We start from the raw sequence: 18,279 nt of genomic DNA on the forward strand, positions 1-18,279 counted from the left end.
GGGTCTCTTTGCTTTGGCGGACCTTATCAAATTAACTCGGCAAAGGGGGGCTTTTTAAAGTGGCGAAGAGGGGTCAATTTGAAGCGGTTTATCCAATATATCAACTTCAAAAGAGTTGTCGGTTGTATTTGTATGCATTTTTGCTACTTTTTTGAATTTATCAAATCCACTTACTGAACGACCATCCTTTTTTTGAGTGAGAAAGATCATAAGTGATTTCATTTCATCCGAAAACCAGTCTTTACCGTTGTCTTTTTTATAATCTGTAAAAACTTTATCGTTTATATTTTCCCATGCACATAAAAACCAACTTTCTGCTTCATCTAAAGAAACTCCTTTCTCAATATCTAGCTCTTTGTATTTTTCTGACACTAATTTTTTTATTGTTGCATCAGCTTTAAATTTTACTGTAAAATTTGTTGAAGGATTAAAACCTGCTTTATTCAGACAGCAGAAATATATAGCCTTATTTTTATTGTACCTTGTCCATTCGTGAAAATGTTCATTATCAAGAAGTGGAGGAGTAAAGTCTAAAACTTTGAGACTTGTTATATAATCTCCTTTTTCATCTTCTAAAGAAGCACAGATATAACTAAAACCAGTTACAATATCCTTGTAGAAATTTACTTTCATTATTTTAAAATCTGCATCGCTTTTTTCCAAAATACTGTATCGAACGGTATTGGTTTTATACTTTTCAAATATTGCAGTTCCTTCATCCTGTAAATTTTTATTTGCATACTCTCCATTCACATCAAAAATTAACTGACCTACTGGATATTTAGGAGCACCATTAGTGTCAAATGATTTTAGATTTTCCTCGATAGTATTAGGAGATTTAGAAGGTAATGTTGCCGTTGCTTTACTCGATATTTGCGATGTTGCTTCAATAACCTTTTTAACAGTATTAGACTTACCTGTTCTGGTCATTCCAAAAAGAGCAGTTCTCTTACCAAGGAGGTCAGCTGGATGAATATAAACCTCTGCTTTGTCTTCTTCATTTTTGCTTTGAAATCTTAGGCTAGAGCTATATCGTACATGTCCAATAGAAAATTCATTATCGTTACCAGGAATAATGTCCGGAGAATCTCTCTGGTTAACAATGTATCCTAAAACATCTTTATTGACTTTATAAACACTATAATGATGAGCGGAGTAAAAATTCTCCAAGTCCGCACCAAATTCAATACTATTTCCATTTCTATAAAATGTTCCTAACACACGACATTCTAGTCCTGAAAAACTAAATTCATAACGTGTAAAATCATCCAATTTAGAGCTTTTACCAGAAGTAGGTAAATTGTCTTTATAGTATTCTATCATAGAGCTAATCATAGCACTGTCTGTGGGTAATTTAGCTGGTGCCAAAGCTCTTAAAAGAATTGCTTCTTCAACAGTTTCTTCATTATCATAAAATGCAAGTAGAAAAGTTCCTTGTGCTATTCCTTTCACTCTTTCCTTATCATCATCACAGACTAGAATATTAGCTTTGTTGTAATCAAGTGAAAAAGGATGCCCTACAAAAAGGTCTGGCTGTTTTCCTTGTTTTAAAGGATCTACAGATGTAAGCTGTTTTATTCTATCTGTTGTTTTCATACTTTCATTTTTTTGAGAGGTGATTTTAAATCGGGTTCACTAAACCTAACAATAGCTTGTTCTATGTAATCGGCTTTTATTTCAAATGAAATCCATTTGCGATTTAATTTCTCCGCACAGTAACCAGTTGTATTGCTGCCAGAAAATGGATCTAATATTAAATCATTTTCGTGAGTTAAAAACTGCGTGAAGAAGTTTATTAGGCCCCCAGACATTCTAGCAGGGTGTGGTATTATACCTTTACTCCTGCATGTTTTCAGAAAGTAGTCGTTAGAGTTTGTATTCGAGAAACTTAATACACTGTGTGGTAATCTCACATCTCGCTTTTTATCCAGATTTTCCATTTCGAAAAAATTATGAGCAATGCTACCGCCATTATCTTTCAAAAAACCTTCCTCGCTTATATGATGTTCTGAAGGCCTTTTACCAGCGTTATATTTCTGAGTTTTAAGTAACTTCTCCATACTTTTGCTATAGGGACGTAATACCTTACTGTTGTCAGCTTTTGGAAAATCATTTTTCGCAATCCACCATACATGTGTGTAACTATCTACTGTTCTAAATCTATTTACAGTAACCCATTGCGCTGGGGATGGCAGTTTTGAAGGGTTGTAGCAAATAAATTCTTGTATTAGTCTTAAGTTGGCTTCAGGATGTTTTACAAGGCCAAAAAGACATTCGAGATGCAATAGCGATTGCACAGGCCTATCAGGCTCCCATGCATTACCAATTTCAATTACTAAAGAACCATCTTCAGCTAAAAGATCAGAAAATATAGGGGCTAGTTTTATAAACCAGTCTTTATATTCTTCTCCTTTTTCGTTACCGTATTGCTTTTTGTTATTTAAGGGGAATGGCGGGGAAGTAACGATTAAGTTTACTTTTCCTTTTAAATGATCTAGTTCGGCACAATTGGTTAATAGGTCAATTGAATTACCTTGTATTAAGATTCCTTTATTCGATTTATATGTTTTCAATATGGATGGATTTGATTTGTCGCTCTTAATTACCTAAGGTGAGCTAACTAACATTTCGAAGCTTATATATTGTTCCTTAATTTACTCTTCGGTAATCTTATTCATCTTGTTTTTCGATTGTATTTTCTTCCCTAGTTGCAAAATGTGAAAAAAGTTGACTAAAATCGAAAATATTGATTGCATTCTGAATTAGAAGAACTACAGAATATAGTGTAAAAAAGAAAATAAGAAAAAAAATAATAATATTAAATATATCAGAAGCTTGCTTGTTATATAGACTAAAATCAAAACTTGATATTTCTAAATCAATAAAAATTTTTATTAAAAAAGAACATAAAAGTGTGAAGGCTTGAACAATAATATTCATAGCAAATACCCCGCTTATTTTTTGCAATCTATCAAAGCGACTTGTATCATCTTTTTTCACGAGTGCCTCTAGTAGTCGTTTATTAGATAGGAAGCCAATAATTAGAGCGTATGCACCTAGATTAAAACCAAGTAGTGTCGGCATTATTGAGTTACTTATGTTTGCCAAGTTCTCAATTAGTTTAAACGTGGAGCTTTTTGCTATGTTGAGAGTGATTATTGCAATCAAACTAGCTGACACAGAAAAATAAAAAAGTTTATTCCTTTTGCTGAGAAGTTCTTTCCAGCCATATAATGCCCAAATCTGTTTCCAACCTACTTCCATATTAATTAATGATTTTAGGCCATAACTGGCGAGCTTTTTCAATAAAATTATCCCATATTAATAAAATATTTGACTGGAAAAAATCTTTTCTAGGATAATTCCTTGTACTTATATCTACCAAATTTCCATTGTTATCAATTACTTTTGCATTGGCATCTCCATCTTCCCTTGCAAGTTCTAGTGCCCCCTGCAGAATTTCACTATTTTTAATTTGTAAACTTTCATTAGGTTTTGCTACGATAACAAATGACGCACTTTTGGGATTTGCATTTTTAAGTGACTCGTCCAGAAGCTCTTTTGTGATAGATCCAATTCCTGAGTTAGAATAGTTTAGGTCTATCTCTAGTCTCCTTATTTGCCTAGCTTCAACTAGAAGTTTTTGAAAATCATCACCCGTTACGACATCGACGTGAATAAATTCATTATCATCTTTTGCTGCATTCAAAGCCTCTTCCCAGAAAGTACGGACGGGGTAAGGTGATATAGATATGTTAGATTTTTTAATATAGGCGAATTTATGAGTATAGGGGTCGAAAATAAAGTCAGCATCAGCGGCATCCGGAAATAATCCATCACGAAGTTGAAATTGTTTATCGAAATCTAAAGTAGATAAGTCAAACCAATTTTTATTTTCAAAATAAGTAAACTGGGTAAGCCTCCCATATAAGTAATCAATTTTTCCTTTGTTATCTTTTACTTCTCTTAAGTACTGTATAATACAATGTTTTCCCGGCGAAGAAGGTTTATGAATTTTCTTTTTGTGAACCTTCTTTATTAAGCTTGCATATTCTTCTGCAGTAGCATCTCGTTTATTGTTGTGCTTTCTTAACTTAATATTAATAGTGAAAAAAGCATGAGGTCGTACTTTGTCTAGGTTTCCCATAGCGATACTAATTTAGATTTATTAATTTAACTTATTGTTTTTTAAGTGCTTATAATTTGTAAGTTTTATTAGAATATAGTATTCTCTGTATTGCATTTAATTACTACCATGGAAAACTTAAGAAAAGGCCTTTCGAACATGCTATCTCTCATTATCCTGAAAGAAAACCATCAGTATTACTCATGGGGACAAATTGCTATTGTCATGTTACTTTTATTAACCTTTCTTGCAGCTTGTTATCTTGCTTCCATTGCCAGTTAGAAAAGCATTTAATCTTTCTTAATCGGCATAAAAAACTTTTTTACATCTACATTTAAACCATCTGCTATATCCAATAACGTTGAAAACATAAAATTTTCTTTACCATTTTCTATAAGGCTAATTTTAGAACGATCGCCAGCAAACTTATCTGCTAACTCTTGCTGTGTTAAACCTGCTTTCTTTCTATATGCTTTAATATTTAAGCCCACAAGGCCGAATATCTTCTCGTGCTTTTCCAATTTATTAAAATATTTTGTTGGACTATTGCAACATTTAATTTTTATTATTACATTTGCTATCAGTTATTTATAGCGACAAATAGGAGCGGGTTTTTGCCTGCTTTTTACGATGTCACTCATGATAGAAAACCGTCAAAATTTCACATGAGCCGACCGTGAGTTCGCCGTATCTATTGGATTTTGTTATCTTCGTGATATCTTATATTCAATAGGGCGGACTTCATGTTAGTCTTTTGTGAAACTTGGGCTCAGGCTTGAGTGGTTCTTGACGGTACCTCTATCAAAAGCGTTGAAGTTCGCCTTATTGGTTCTCGCCAATCTGGTTTCCTTCTGCTTTTTTGAGTCCGCATCGTTTTACATAAAACTACCGTTTATGAAAACGAACAAATTAACCGCCATCAACTTTTGTCACTTCAAGGAGGTGATCAAAGCGTATTCCCTTCAACTACTATTAAAGAACGTGATCTGTTCTCCATCGTAATGCCAGTGCCGGAATTACAGGTATAAAATAGCCCGATAAAAAAGGGGTTGGTGTGAGAGCACGTATTCCCGGTGGGTTAATTTAGCCTGGTGCCAGCCCTTTATTGCTTTTTAGGCAAGGGTGCATTACTGTGGATATTCGCATTCCCAAGGTAAGTAACTTTTTTCTAATTCGCAATACGGGTTCCCGTATCTGCCTAAATTTAGGCAGAGGGGCTGGTTTTTGCATTCTTTTTAAGTAAAGGGAGCGTTCTGCTTCTGATGCTTAATTCTTTTTACGCCAAAAAACCATTTGCCATGACCGCCAATAACCGTTACCTGCCGCTTTTTTTCCTCTGCTGGGCTTTTTTGTACAGCCCCTTTGCCGTATGGAGCATTTGGCTGGCAAGTGCCGGCGGGCATCAACAGGTTGTGGCGGAGAAAAGTAGGGTTGAACAGGTATCGCAGCATCCACAAGGCGGGAAGCCAGTGCCTGATGATTTGACCTGTTTCTGTACTTTTTATGGAAATAAAGCCTGGGGGTTTAACTGTAACCTCAATTTTTTGGTGTATTATTATTTAACCGGGCAGGAAGGGGTGGGGCATGATGGTAAGTAGTTGTTACCCTTTCGATCGGCTGTATGCCTTGAAGCCGAAAAACCCCGTATAGGTTTTGGCGGTGCAGGGGGCTAAAATAGGTTTTTTAATGATGTAAATAATTCCGTCCCCTGCATTTGCTTTTTAGGAGCCTGTCTCAGAAATCATTTTGTAGATTTTTGGCAGCATAATATTTTGAAAGGGCGTCATTCCCGTGAAAACGGGAATCTTAATGCTATAGAACGGCAACTAAATATTCCCTACCAAAGCATTAAGATGCCCAGTCAAGCTGAGCATGACGACATCGCCAAATTTAATTCTTTTGCTATTTCTGAATCTGTTATTTTGAGACAGGTTCTTTTTTACTGATCAAATTACCCAAACTTATGAACCAATCTACAATGGCTATCTCAGGAAGGTTATGCCTTCATATTTACCATAGCATTTTAAAAATATTTACCGTTTTGATGCTGTTTACGGCCCTGACCGCAAATAGGGCTGCAGCACAGGAAGCCAGGCCGGCCAGCGGCATAGCCGTTGGCGGGGCCGTTCCTGAAGCCATCTGGCAAAGCAGCCATTTTGTTTTTTCGGGCGGTATGCCTGATGAAGGCAAAAATACTTCAGTCACCTTAAACCGCTACCGCGGCAAGCTGATCCTGCTCGATTTTTGGGCAACCTATTGTGTGCCCTGCATAACCAGTTTTGCGAAAATGCAGGTGCTGCAACAAAAATACCAAGACGATCTGCAGATCATTCTGGTAAATAACGAACCTGTAGCCAAAGCAACTGCGTTTCTGCAAAAAAGGAAAGACGAACAGGGTGAAGCCCTTACTGCTATTGTGGCCGATACGCTGCTGAACAATTTTTTCCTACACCGCACCATACCCCACTATGTATGGATTGGCAAAGATGGTAAGGTACTGGCCATCACCGGTGAGGAAGAACTGGAGGAAGCTAAACTGTTAAAGGCAATGGCAGGCGGGGGTAGTAGCTTCGTTAATAAAAAGAACATCGACCCGGCTTTGCCTTTGTTCAGCTCAGCCGATTTCCCAACCGAAGGTTTGCAAATGTACAGCCTGCTCACAAAAGGGCGGGTTTCCGGCCTGGCTAGTGGTACGCAGTTCAGGAAAGTTAAATCAGGTACGTTGGTAGGTCGTGCCTTTACCAATACCAACTTCTCCAGCCTTTATAGTGCCATTGGCAGGGTTTTGCAACGCGCAGCGGGCCAGCGCTTTTCCGATCAACAGCTCCGGTATACTGGAGCCGATTCGGCGGCTTTTATACACGATAGCTACAATTATGAATTTGTGGTGCCCGAACGTTTATCGGGGAAATTGTACCCCATGATGCTGGCCGACCTGAATACCTATTCACCATACAAAGCCACTTTTAAAACCGAAGAAACCGATTGCCTTGTGCTGGAGCGATACGGTGCCGTATGTACTACTTTAAACAATGGCGGTGGCACAATTTTAGATCAGGGCGCTGCCCGGCAAGGGGGAATAAACTTAAAAAACGTAACCGCCGAGGCACTCGTAGATCATTTAGAAAACCTGGCCTGGAACAGGCTGCCGGTGATCAACAAAACCGGGATCAGTGGGCGTTTATCCATCAGCATCCCTTTAACGGGCAACCTGCAGGAGGTAAATGCCGGGCTTTTACAATATGGCCTGCGCCTAAGCACAGCAAGGAAAAAAATAACCATGATGCTGATCACCGACCAGCCAAACCAAACACTAAACCATTAAAATGAAGAACATCTATATACTGATATTATTTTTCGGCTTCTGCCCAATAATCACCTTTGGGCAGCAAAGCTTTACCGGCACAATATTAAGTGCTGCAGATAGTACCGGCGTTCCTTCGAATATTGAACTGACCGGGGCTGATGGTAAAGCATATAAAACCCAAACAGATGCAAGGGGGATGTTTTCGCTCAGGTTGCCTGCCGGTACTTACCGTTTGGTAGCCAGTTCGGTAGGTTTTAAAACCTATTCTGCTACCGTCACCATTCCTTTAAAGCAGGCATTTATGGCCAGGCTGTTACCTGCCGATCACCAGCTGAGCGAGGTTACCGTAAGCACGGGTTACCAGGTGCTGGACCGGACACGCGCCACCGGATCTTTTGACAAACTGGATAAGGCCAGGCTCGATCAGCAGGTGGGCAAAAACATCCTCGATCGCTTAGAGGCCATTGGCAACGGGCTCACCTTCGATCGTACTACCTCGGCCACAGGTAAGTTTACCATCCGGGGTACCAGCACCATCCGTGGGCCGCGCGATCCGCTGGTTGTGGTGGATGATTTTCCTTATGCGGGTGACCTGGCCAATATCAATCCCGAAGATGTAGAGAGCATCACGGTTTTAAAGGATGCCGCGGCGGCCTCGATATGGGGTACCCGCGCCGGGAACGGGGTAATTGTGATTACCACCAAAAAAAGCAAAAAGAACAGTCCGTTATCGGTCAGCTTTTCGGGCAATATAGCTTTTGTGCAAAAGCCCGATCTGCGTTACGAGCAGCGCATTTCATCAGCCGATGCGCTTGATGTGGAGCAGTTTTTATATGGCAAAGGTTATTATACCAGTCAGATCAATTCCAGCCAGAAACCCGCCTTAACGCCTTTTGTGGAGCTCTTGATTTTAAATGCGGCAGGCAAACTTTCAACTGCCGATTTATTGCAGGCAAAGGCAGGTTTTGCCGCGCAGGATGTGTATGATGATTTTGAGCGTTACCTCTATAAAACAGGTATTAACCAGCAATACGCACTTTCGCTATCGGGCGGGAGCGAAAAGCATGCCTGGCTCATTTCATCAGGTTACAACCACAACGCAGATAACCTGGATGGGGCTAACGCCAGGCAGAACCTTAGGCTGAGCAACAGTTTTACGTTGTTGCGCAACCTGAATTTAAGTACGGTATTCAGTTATACGGGCGGCAAGGTTACAGCTGGCCGGCCGGGCATTGGCGGCATAACCAGTACCACCTCACTTTACCCATATGCGGCCTTTGCCGATGCCAGCGGAAACCCTTTGCCCATTACCAAGAATTACAGGGCTACCTACCTGGCTTCGCCTGCGGTGGCGCAGCTGTTAGATTGGTCGTACTATCCGTTGCTGGATAATCAGTATACCGATAATGTAACCCGGCTTACCGACCTGATGGCCGGTTTCGACCTCGGTTATAAACTGCCGTTGGGTTTTAAAGCAACGCTGAAATACAATATAGAAGAGCAGCGCACCAACCGGGAGATTTTGCAAGGCTTAGGCAGTTATTATACCCGCAACCTGATCAACAGTTTTGCGCAGGTAAGCACCGGTGGTGTGGTAACTTATCCAATCCCCGTAGGTGCCATTCTGGACAGGAACGAGGGCAGGTTGCGGTCGGAGCAGTACCGGGGGCAGCTTGATTATAACCGGGCCTGGCCTTCGCACCGGTTGGATGCTTTGGTGGGGGTAGAATGGAGGAAGGCCCAATCAACAGGTGCATCGGGCAGGATGTACGGTGTAGATACCGATAAACTAAATACCGGGGCGGTTGATTATACCCGTACTTTTCCCAACTCGGTTACCGGAAGTGCCGCCTATATTCCTGATGGCAACGGTTTAAGCCAATCGGCCAATAACTATTTTTCGCAGTTTGTAAACCTGGCCTATACCTTTAAAGATGCCTACACGCTTTCGGCCAGTGCCAGGGCCGATGCTTCTAACCTGTTCGGGGTAGCCACCAACGATAAATGGAAACCTTTATGGAGTGCAGGCCTGGGCTGGGATATCACGAAGATGCCTTTTTTTAAAGTTGGTTTTGTAGATCAGCTGAAATTAAGGTCTACCCTGGGTTTCAGCGGCAATGCCGATCCCTCTATGAGCGGGGTGAATACCATCCGTTACCAGGTTAACTCGCCCTATACGCAAACGCCTTATGCCATTTTTGATAAATATGCCAACCCTGAGCTGCGCTGGGAAACGGTACGGATGCTGAATGTGGCGCTTGATTTTAGTTTGTTCGAAGCCAGGCTCTCGGGCAGTGTAGAGTATTATCAAAAACACGCTTCCGATCTGTTCGGCATTTACCCCATCGATTATACCACCGGGGTGGGCACAACGGTACTCCGCAACGTTGCCGAAATTAAAGGCAGGGGTTTAGATTTGCAACTGAACGGCCGGGTGTTGCAGGGCAGCTTGAGCTGGGGCAGCACGTTTAACCTTTCGGTGTATAAAGATCAGGTAGCCAGGTATTACCTGCCATCGGTACAGGGCAGCAATTTTTTGCAGGCCAATGCCACGGTATCGGGTGTAGAGGGCTTGCCCGTATATTCCATTTTCTCCTACCGCTGGGCGGGCCTTGATGGGGCAACCGGCGAACCGATGGGCTTTTTGAACGGACAGCCCAGCAAGGCCTACAGCAGTATCATCAGTGGTACCAAACTGACCGACCTGGTATTCCACGGCCCGGCGCTGCCCCGTTATTTTGGCAATATGGTTAACGATTTTGGTTTTAAAGGTTTTACCCTTTCGGTAGCGCTCAGCTTTAAGTTTGGTTATTATTTCAGGCGCAAGGGGATTGATTATACCAACCTGTTTGCCAACGGCAGCGGTCATGCCGATTTTGGCAGCCGCTGGAAAAATCCGGGAGATGAGGCCTTTACCCAGGTGCCCTCCATGCCCTATCCGTTATCAGGCAGCAGGGAATCTTTTTACCGCTTTTCTGAAGAACTGATTGATAAGGGCGACCATATCCGCATACAGTACATCAACCTTGATTATGCGGTCGGAAAGGCTATTGCAAAAAAGACCGGCTTAAAAACATTAAATGTATTTGTCAACCTGGCCAATGTGGGCATCATTTACCGGGCAAACAAACACCACCTCGATCCTGAATATGTAACCAGTGGCTTTAACTTACCTCCGGGCCAAACCCTGGCTTTTGGCTTAAGGGCGGGCCTTTAAAATATATGAACATGAAAAAGACAAACCACTTTGGATTTTGGCTTCTGCTAACTCTTTTTGCTGCCGGAATTTTAGGTTGCCAAAAACTTTTGGATGAAAAGCCCGACCAGCGCCTGGTGATCTCCTCCACACTGGCCGATTTTCAGGCGCTGATGGATAATTTCGGGGTGCTTACCGCTAAAGATCTGGTGTCGGCAGAAATATCGGCCGATGACTACTACCTTACCGATGCCGACCTTGCGGCGCTGCCAGGCGAGTATGAACGCAGGATGTACAGCTGGCAAAAGGATGACCTCTTTGAACCGGGAAGTAACGATTGGGCCTACCTGTACAAAGCGGTATATGCCTGCAATGCCGTACTGGAAGGGCTGGAAGCCTCTGCTATGGCCCGGGATGCCGCATTTAACAATGTAAAAGGGCAGGCACTGGTGTACAGGTCCAAATGCTTTTTGCAGGGGCTGGGCCTTTGGGCAAAAGCCTACCAGATTTCTTCGGCGACAGACCTCGGTATCCCGTTGCGGCCCCGTGCCGATTTTAATACGCCGTCTACCCGGGCTACCGTACAGGAAGGTTACCAAAAGGTGCTGGCCGATCTTAAAGCTGCGGTACCACTTTTGCCGGAAAAAGCCCTGAGCGCCACGCGGCCATCAAAGGCAGCAGCCTACGGGCTTTTGGCGCGCGCCTTTTTATATGTGGGCGATTACCCGGCAGCCGAAAATTATGCTGATTCCTGCCTGCGCATCAATGCATCGCTTTTGGATTATAATCAACTCAATGTGGCAGCCTCTTATCCGGTAGCACTTTTTAATCCTGAAGTACTTTTTAGCACCTTTTCTCCACCGCCAACCATACTCACCAATACCAGGGCGAAGATGATGCCTGAGCTTTTGCAAGCCTACCAGGCTAATGATTTGAGGAAGCAGGTATTTTATCTGCAGAGCGGTAGCGCTTCTTATTTTAAAGGCACCTATTTCCAGCCCGCGCTTTTCTTTGGCCTGGCTACTGATGAAATGTACCTTACCCTGGCCGAGTGCCAGGTGAGGAACGGAAAAACAGCGCTGGGTATGCAAACGCTGAACAAACTTTTGGTGGCCAGGTTTAAAACCGGAACATTTGTGCCTTTGGTGGCCAGCGACAAAGCGACTGCCTTGAACATGGTGCTAAGCGAAAGAAGGAAAGAGCTGGTAATGCGGGGGTTGCGGTGGATGGATATTAAACGTTTAAATGCCGGTGGTGGAAATATTGTGCTGAAGCGAACCATAGGCGGGATTGATTATACCTTAACACCAAATGACAAACGCTACGCGCTGCCACTGCCTGAAGATATTATTGCCCTAACGGGTATGCCCCAGAACGAGCGGTAAAAACAAAGGGCCCGGTTACTTTAACCAGGCCCTTATTTACTTAAAGTGCGCGCTGGGAAGGCGCGGCATTCATTCTATCGGTGTCTTGCTGCCCTAGATATCCTTAATGCGCCCGGTAAATCTTTCAGCTTGCCGGATCAGCAACCCTGATGGATAACCAGATTTATGAATAAAAGTGCCGGATTTGTTTACCCCCGCTTTACCTGTTGTATAGGACATTTACCCTTTGCTGGTACCAAGCTTACCCCTTGCTTACCTGTTGGTTACCCTTTGCTTACCTATTGTTTACCCTTTGGTTACCTATTCTTTACCTATTGGTTACCCATTGCTTACCTAAAAGGTAAACAATGGGTTTGTTCAGGGTAAACATTTAGCGTGTTTATGGTGATGTTGCCCCAAAGCAGGCTGCTTGCCTGTGCCTGCTGTTGGCCTTGCCCGCTACGGTTGGCAGGCGCTCAATTTAGCGCTTTGGCGTGTGCATTTGCTTACGGCAATTAAATTAGCCAGGACGTTATCTCGCCATTAAGATTGATTAGCACAGTAAATCGGGGCCCGTATAATGGTTACAACAAACCTTCCTTTAACATAAAACCCAACAAAAAAAGCGATCCCCGTTTCCGGGAACCGCTTTAATTATTAAGCTTTAGCCTTTCAGCTTTACTGTTTCAGCTTTGGGTTTTACCTTCAACCCTCTACCTTACTACCTTCAACCTTCCTAGTATCCAAAAATCTGCTCTAAGGTTAATTTGGTTACCGGGCCAAATTTGGCTACATCGGCCATGTTGATTTTCTTTTCGGAAGCTACGATACAATAGTTGTAAGGTTTGCCCGAAAGGTTGCCCTGGTGGAACGATTTGATATCGGCAAAAGTAAGCGGTTTAAGGTTGGCGTACTCATCCATGCGCGAATCGTGATCGAAACCTAGTTTTTTATCGGCCAGGTAGCTGGCAATGATATCATCTTTAGTGATGCGGCTGGTTTCGATGCCGTTTAAAGAGTTGGCTTTTGATAGGGCGAATGATTTATCAGACTCTGGTAAGGTGGTTAACAGATCATTCATACCGGCTACGGCCTCGTTCATTTTATCGGCCTGTGTACCTACGTAAGCCACAATGGTATTCTCTTTATCTTTACTGTTTGGCGATGAATATACCGCAAAGGTAGAATAAGCCAGGGCTTTAGATTCGCGGATGGTTTGGAATACAATCGAACCCATGCCACCACCAAAATAATTGTTGAACAAAGCAATTTTAGCGGCATTGGCCGGATCGTACAAACCGCTGTTGCGTATCCAGCGGATTTCGGCCTGTACCATATCGTAATCGGCAAAGTAAACTTTGTTCGAATCGGTTTTGGTATAGGCAAATTTTTTGATCGGCGCGGCATCAGTAAACTCTTTGGCCAATGGGTGGGCTTTTACAATATCGGCAGAAAATGCCGTTAGCGTTTTAGGGCCGTAATAGGTAATGGTGTGTTTGTAATTGGTAAGGTTATGCAACAGGTAAATCAGATCAGCCGATTTCATGTTTTTAATCTCATCATTGGTTAAGCCGTAATTGAAAGGATTATCGGCACCGTATTGTGCATAACTCATTAAACCGCCCAGGATGGATGATTTATTGAGTTTGGCATTCTCTCTCGATTTTAACAAACGGCCTTTTAAATCTTCCAAAGCTTTTTCGTTTGGTTTGCAATGGGCCAGCACATCTTCAACCAAAGCTACTGCTTTATCGAAATTTTCCTGTAAACCGGTAATGGAAACCGTGGTTACATCATTACCAACATTAAGGCTGTAGCTGCAGGCAATGTTATAAAAGGCCTTGCTGATCTCTTCAGCCGAATATTTATCGGTACTTAGAAAAGATAAGTATTGTGCTGCGTAAGGCAACAATTTGTAGTTGTAAGAACCCATATCGAAACGGTAACTCATGCGGAAAATACCATTTTCGGTGTTTTGGATGGCAATTACATCAGCAATACCGGCTTTACCAAAATTAAGGTCTTTGCTATAATCTAAAAACTTAGGGGCAATAGGTTTTACCGGCGCATCAATAATGCTTTTGGTAAATGGCGAAACTTCGTTTGTATTGGTTTTTACCGCGGTAATGGCCGGTTTTTCTACCTTGATGATGCTTTTATCTTCACCCTTGTGTTTTAAAACCACTACATAGTTATTGATGAAAAATTTATTGGCAAAATCTACAATTTCTTTTTTGGTTACTTTGCCCATATCATCGGTTGAGGCGAGCATTTTATCCCACTCGGTACCGCGGTTTAAGATAAAGGCATTCATGGTGGCGTTGGCGCGTACATCGTTATTATCAAAACCCTGTAATTCGGCAAACTTGATATTGGCTACGGTAGCTTTGATCAGGCTTTCGTCAAACTCGCCTTTTTTAAGCAATTCTACCTGCTCTAACAATAATTTTTGTGCTTCTTCCAAACTTTGTCCGGCTTTTGGCGACCCCGATAAAATGAACATGCCATAATCTTTCATGGAGTTGTAACCCGCACCAGCACGCAACATTTTTTGTTGTTTGTTGATGTTGATATCCATTAAACCTGCTTTGCCGTTTGATAAGATGCTTCCGATCAGATCCAGCAGTAAACTCTGGCGGGTATTTTGGGCAAAACCCCTGTAGGCAATATACAGGTTTTCTGCACTTGGACCGTAAATATCAACCTTTTGCACCTGTGTTAAAGGTTTCTCAGGCGCCGGGTTGTAAAGGGCAAGCGGTTTAGGAACCATGTAGGCAAAATCCTTATCGATTTTTTTGATCAGCTGATCGTAATTGATATCGCCGCTCATAATCAGCGCCATGTTGTTAGGCACATAATATTTGTTGTAATATTTTCTGATTTCGACCAATGACGGGTTTTTTAAATGCTCAATGGTACCAATGGTGGTTTGTTGCCCGTAGTTATGGGTTGGAAAAAGGGCATACAGCATTTTCTCGTACATTTTACGGCCATCATTATCCATACCGATGTTTTTTTCTTCGTAAACCGCTTCTAGCTCGGTATGGAAGATACGGAAAACCGGCGCGCGGAAACGCTCTGCCTGTACGGCCAGGAATTTATCAATGGCGTTTGATGGAAGGTCTTCTTCGTAAACAGTTTCTTCTACCGAGGTATGGGCATTGGTAGAGTTACTGCCGATTGATTTCATCATTTTATCGTATTCATTGGCGATAGAATAATTGGAAGCCTCGCCCGAGGTTTTATCAATCTCTTTATAAATCTCTTTACGTTTGGCCGGATCGGTGGTTTTGGTATAGGTTTCGTAAAGGGCTTCGATCTTATCTAAAAGCGGTTTCTCTTTGGCATAATTCATGGTGCCGAACTTATCGGTTCCTTTAAACAGCAGGTGCTCCAGGTAGTGGGCCAGGCCGGTGTTGGTACGCGGATCGGTATTGCTGCCCGCCCTTACGGCCATTTTGTAGGTAATATTAGGCTCTTTGTTGTTTTGTGATAAGATAACCGTTAAACCGTTTTTTAAGGTATAAAAACGTGTTTTGGTCGGATCGTTGGTTACATATTTGTAACTGTAACCACCAGAGGTTCCTGTTTTCCATTGGTAGGTGGTTTGCGCCATGGCCGCTGCACCCGTAATGAGAAAACAAGCCAAAGTAAATAATTTAAATTTCATTGATTTGTTTTTGGTTTATGACAATGAATAAGTATTTGAGGCTTTACGGCCGGGGTTAAATACAGCATTCATTTTTAATAAGTTATTTGTTCAAATATAATGGCTTTATTGCAGGGAAAGAAATAATTTTGATTAGAAACTAAAAAGCCAGGGGTAAATTGTTTTAGCAGATAAATGTCGGTTTATTGTGCCTTGAAATTATAATCTGTATTTTTACCGGCATGACAAAACACGGCACAAAACCAACTATTTTAGTGGTAAATGACGACGGGATTACCGCTACGGGAATAAAAAACCTGATGGAAGTGATGCAGGAACTGGGCAATGTAGTAGTGGTGGCGCCCGATAGCCCGCAGAGCGGGATGGGACATGCCATTACCATAGGCAAACCGATCCGTTTTGATAAGGTTGACCTTTACGGTGGGGTAGAGATGTACAAGTGCAGCGGCACCCCGGTTGATTGTGTTAAACTTGCCGTAAACAAGATTTTTAAGGGAAAAAAACCCGATTTATGCGTTTCGGGCATTAACCATGGCTTAAATAATTCCATTAATGTACTGTACTCTGGCACCATGTCGGCAGCGGTAGAGGGGGCGATCGAAAAAATTCCATCCATTGGTTTTTCGCTCGATGATTTTGCAGCCGATGCCGATTTTAGCCATACCAAAAAATACATTAAAAATATTTGTGAGCAGGTTTTGGCCAACGGTTTGCCGGCAGGTACCCTTTTAAATGTGAATTTTCCGAAGGGTGAACACTTAAAGGGTGTTAAGGTTTGCCGCCAGGCCAATGCCAAATGGATGGAAGAATTTGATGAGCGGACCGACCCTTACAAACGCCCCTACTATTGGCTGACCGGTGTTTTCGAAAATTTTGATAAGGGAGAAGATACCGATGTTTGGGCATTGGAGCATGGTTATGTTTCGGTTGTGCCGGTACAGTTTGATTTAACGGCGCACCACGCCATACAGGCCTTAAACAGTTGGGACTTTATAGGTGGCCGTGATGCGAAAGCTGCTGGCAGTAAGGTGAGTGCACCCGATGGCCTGAATTTAGGTTAGCTGCAATAATGGAGCGCTTAAGAAAATTGAATAATTCAGTGTGGATTGGCCTGGGCATTGGTTTAGTGGTACCGGCCATGTGCTGTGCTATTGCCTGGTACATTATGCACCATGTGGCATCATTGGCCAAAGCCGATCTGTTGTATATTGGTGGTATTGCGGTAAACGCTTATACCATGCAAACATTTTTTAAATACAATAAAGAAAACATTGGCAGGGGCATATTGGCTGCCACTTTTTTGTGTGCTTTTGTGTTTTTTGCGTATAAAGTTTTTTAAAGAGAGGTAAGATGGGTAATGTAATATGGATGAGGGGGAATATTCAGTTGCTAATTTCCATCTTCCATTGTCCATCGTCCATCCAACATTGTCCATCTTCCATCATACATCACAAATTATGAAATACTACCTCGTAGCCGGCGAAGCCTCAGGCGATTTACATGGCGCCAATTTAATGAAAGCCTTAAAAGCGGTGGATGGCGAAGCGGTGTTCAGGTATTTTGGCGGCGATAAAATGGAAGCCGAAGGGGGAGAACTGGTTAAACACTATGCCGATATGGCTTTTATGGGTTTTACCGAGGTTGTTTTAAATTTGCGTACCATTTTTAAAAACCTGAAGGCCTGTAAGGAAGATATAATGAGATGGAAACCTGAGGTATTGATTTTGATCGATTTTCCGGGTTTTAACTTAAAAATAGCCGAATTTGCAAAAGCCAATGGCATAAAAGTATGTTATTATATCTCGCCCAAGGTTTGGGCCTGGAACCAGAAACGGGTACTGAAAATTAAAAAGGTTGTTGACCATATGTTCTGCATCCTTCCTTTTGAAGTGGATTTTTATAAAGAATGGGGCATGAAGGTGGATTATGTGGGCAACCCCTTGTTGGATGAAATTGCACAGTTTATACCAGATCCGGAATTCCGCGTAAAGCATCAGTTGGGAGATGAAAAAATGATTGCCCTGTTGCCGGGGAGCAGAAAGCAGGAAATAGAGCGGTTGTTGCCGGTAATGCTGAGCGTTACAGAAAATTATCCTGATTATACCTTTGCCGTTGCCGCTGCCCCAAACTTTACCGAAGCCTATTACCGGCAGTTTACCGGAGATAAAAAAGTAAAACTGCTTTTTAACCAAACCTATAACCTATTGCACCATGCGCATGCTGCAATTGTTGCCTCGGGTACGGCAACACTGGAAACCGCTTTATTTAAAGTGCCGCAGGTGGTGGTTTATAAAGGCGGTACCATTTCAATCGCCATTGCACGGCTATTGGTTAAAATTAAGTTCATCTCATTGGTGAACCTGATCGTAAATAAAAAAATTGTTACCGAACTGATCCAGGAAGATTGCAACACACAAAAAGTAAAGGCAGAACTTGATTTGATTATAGCAGGAGCAGAACGGGAGGCGATGTTAAAACATTATGATGAACTGCTTTTACTGATGGGGAAACCGGGTGCTTCGGCAAAAACGGCCGGATTGATTACCGGTTATCTGAAATAAGGCGTGTTGAGCAAATTGGCGCGGAACTTAAGGGAAAAGCTGGCCGCGGCAATAC

The 18,279-nt window shown here is 42.4% G+C and carries 13 protein-coding genes; 7 read left to right on the top strand and 6 right to left on the bottom strand.

Features of this window, described 5'->3' with window-relative positions; genetic code table 11:
• Positions 1–54: 54 nt before the first annotated feature.
• The 5 genes from ACIQXP_RS11335 to ACIQXP_RS11355 form a co-directional block, all read right to left on the bottom strand.
• Positions 55–1,596: an ATP-binding protein gene (locus tag ACIQXP_RS11335; RefSeq protein ID WP_387503826.1), complete on the bottom strand. Its 1,542-nt coding sequence runs from the start codon at positions 1,594–1,596 to the stop codon at positions 55–57.
• Positions 1,593–2,573 carry a DNA-methyltransferase gene (locus tag ACIQXP_RS11340; protein ID WP_387503827.1) on the bottom strand — a complete coding sequence of 327 codons (981 nt, stop codon included), beginning with the start codon at positions 2,571–2,573 and terminating at the stop codon, positions 1,593–1,595. The genes ACIQXP_RS11335 and ACIQXP_RS11340 overlap by 4 nt, the downstream gene beginning before the upstream one ends.
• Before the next feature lie 97 nt (positions 2,574–2,670).
• Positions 2,671–3,264, bottom strand: a complete 594-nt coding sequence (locus ACIQXP_RS11345) for a hypothetical protein (RefSeq protein ID WP_387503828.1) — start codon at positions 3,262–3,264, stop codon at positions 2,671–2,673.
• A gap of 1 nt (position 3,265) precedes the next feature.
• Positions 3,266–4,147: a DUF4747 family protein gene (locus tag ACIQXP_RS11350; protein ID WP_387503829.1), complete on the bottom strand. Its 882-nt coding sequence runs from the start codon at positions 4,145–4,147 to the stop codon at positions 3,266–3,268.
• A 269-nt stretch (positions 4,148–4,416) separates the two neighbouring features.
• The gene (locus tag ACIQXP_RS11355) at positions 4,417–4,647 is read right to left on the bottom strand and encodes a helix-turn-helix domain-containing protein (RefSeq protein ID WP_387503830.1); all 231 of its coding nucleotides are present in this window, start codon (positions 4,645–4,647) and stop codon (positions 4,417–4,419) included.
• Between the two features lie 777 nt (positions 4,648–5,424).
• Between ACIQXP_RS11355 and ACIQXP_RS11360 the strand changes: the two genes are divergently transcribed.
• From ACIQXP_RS11360 to ACIQXP_RS11375, 4 genes are all read left to right on the top strand, one after another.
• Positions 5,425–5,724 (top strand): hypothetical protein, encoded by a 300-nt coding sequence (locus ACIQXP_RS11360; protein ID WP_387503831.1) that lies wholly within the window; start codon positions 5,425–5,427, stop codon positions 5,722–5,724.
• A gap of 365 nt (positions 5,725–6,089) precedes the next feature.
• Positions 6,090–7,451, top strand: coding sequence for a TlpA family protein disulfide reductase (locus ACIQXP_RS11365; protein WP_387503832.1), 1,362 nt, complete (start codon positions 6,090–6,092; stop codon positions 7,449–7,451).
• A 1-nt stretch (position 7,452) separates the two neighbouring features.
• Positions 7,453–10,650, top strand: coding sequence for a SusC/RagA family TonB-linked outer membrane protein (locus tag ACIQXP_RS11370; RefSeq protein WP_387503833.1), 3,198 nt, complete (start codon positions 7,453–7,455; stop codon positions 10,648–10,650).
• 11 nt (positions 10,651–10,661) lie between these two features.
• A complete protein-coding gene (locus ACIQXP_RS11375; RefSeq protein ID WP_387503834.1) occupies positions 10,662–12,014 on the top strand; it encodes a RagB/SusD family nutrient uptake outer membrane protein in 1,353 nt (450 codons plus the stop codon).
• 715 nt (positions 12,015–12,729) lie between these two features.
• Here the strand turns inward: ACIQXP_RS11375 and ACIQXP_RS11380 are convergent.
• Complete coding sequence (locus ACIQXP_RS11380; protein WP_387503835.1) at positions 12,730–15,663, bottom strand: M16 family metallopeptidase; 2,934 nt, start codon at positions 15,661–15,663, stop codon at positions 12,730–12,732.
• 221 nt (positions 15,664–15,884) lie between these two features.
• On the opposite strand from ACIQXP_RS11380, the gene surE reads away from it, so the two are divergent.
• The 3 genes from surE (at position 15,885) to lpxB (ending at position 18,224) form a co-directional block, all read left to right on the top strand.
• A complete protein-coding gene (gene surE / locus ACIQXP_RS11385) occupies positions 15,885–16,724 on the top strand; it encodes a 5'/3'-nucleotidase SurE (RefSeq protein ID WP_134204133.1) in 840 nt (279 codons plus the stop codon).
• Positions 16,725–16,750: 26 nt separating this feature from the next.
• The gene (locus ACIQXP_RS11390) at positions 16,751–17,002 is read left to right on the top strand and encodes a stationary phase survival protein SurE (protein WP_387503836.1); all 252 of its coding nucleotides are present in this window, start codon (positions 16,751–16,753) and stop codon (positions 17,000–17,002) included.
• 118 nt (positions 17,003–17,120) lie between these two features.
• Positions 17,121–18,224: a lipid-A-disaccharide synthase gene (lpxB, locus tag ACIQXP_RS11395; RefSeq protein WP_387503837.1), complete on the top strand. Its 1,104-nt coding sequence runs from the start codon at positions 17,121–17,123 to the stop codon at positions 18,222–18,224.
• Positions 18,225–18,279 lie beyond the last annotated feature (55 nt).

It is taken from the genome of Pedobacter suwonensis, assembly GCF_044762335.1.
GTDB lineage: Bacteria > Bacteroidota > Bacteroidia > Sphingobacteriales > Sphingobacteriaceae > Pedobacter.

Excerpts from the sequence above, each read along its gene's own strand:
- ACIQXP_RS11375 (WP_387503834.1), top strand. The coding sequence starts at position 10,662 with ATGAAAAAGACAAACCACTTTGGATTTTGGCTTCTGCTAACTCTTTTT.
- ACIQXP_RS11370 (WP_387503833.1), top strand. The coding sequence starts at position 7,453 with ATGAAGAACATCTATATACTGATATTATTTTTCGGCTTCTGCCCAATA.
- ACIQXP_RS11335 (WP_387503826.1), bottom strand. The coding sequence starts at position 1,596 with ATGAAAACAACAGATAGAATAAAACAGCTTACATCTGTAGATCCTTTA.
- surE (WP_134204133.1), top strand. The coding sequence starts at position 15,885 with ATGACAAAACACGGCACAAAACCAACTATTTTAGTGGTAAATGACGAC.
- ACIQXP_RS11360 (WP_387503831.1), top strand. The coding sequence starts at position 5,425 with ATGACCGCCAATAACCGTTACCTGCCGCTTTTTTTCCTCTGCTGGGCT.
- ACIQXP_RS11350 (WP_387503829.1), bottom strand. The coding sequence starts at position 4,147 with ATGGGAAACCTAGACAAAGTACGACCTCATGCTTTTTTCACTATTAAT.
- ACIQXP_RS11380 (WP_387503835.1), bottom strand. The coding sequence starts at position 15,663 with ATGAAATTTAAATTATTTACTTTGGCTTGTTTTCTCATTACGGGTGCA.
- ACIQXP_RS11365 (WP_387503832.1), top strand. The coding sequence starts at position 6,090 with ATGAACCAATCTACAATGGCTATCTCAGGAAGGTTATGCCTTCATATT.
- lpxB (WP_387503837.1), top strand. The coding sequence starts at position 17,121 with ATGAAATACTACCTCGTAGCCGGCGAAGCCTCAGGCGATTTACATGGC.
- ACIQXP_RS11345 (WP_387503828.1), bottom strand. The coding sequence starts at position 3,264 with ATGGAAGTAGGTTGGAAACAGATTTGGGCATTATATGGCTGGAAAGAA.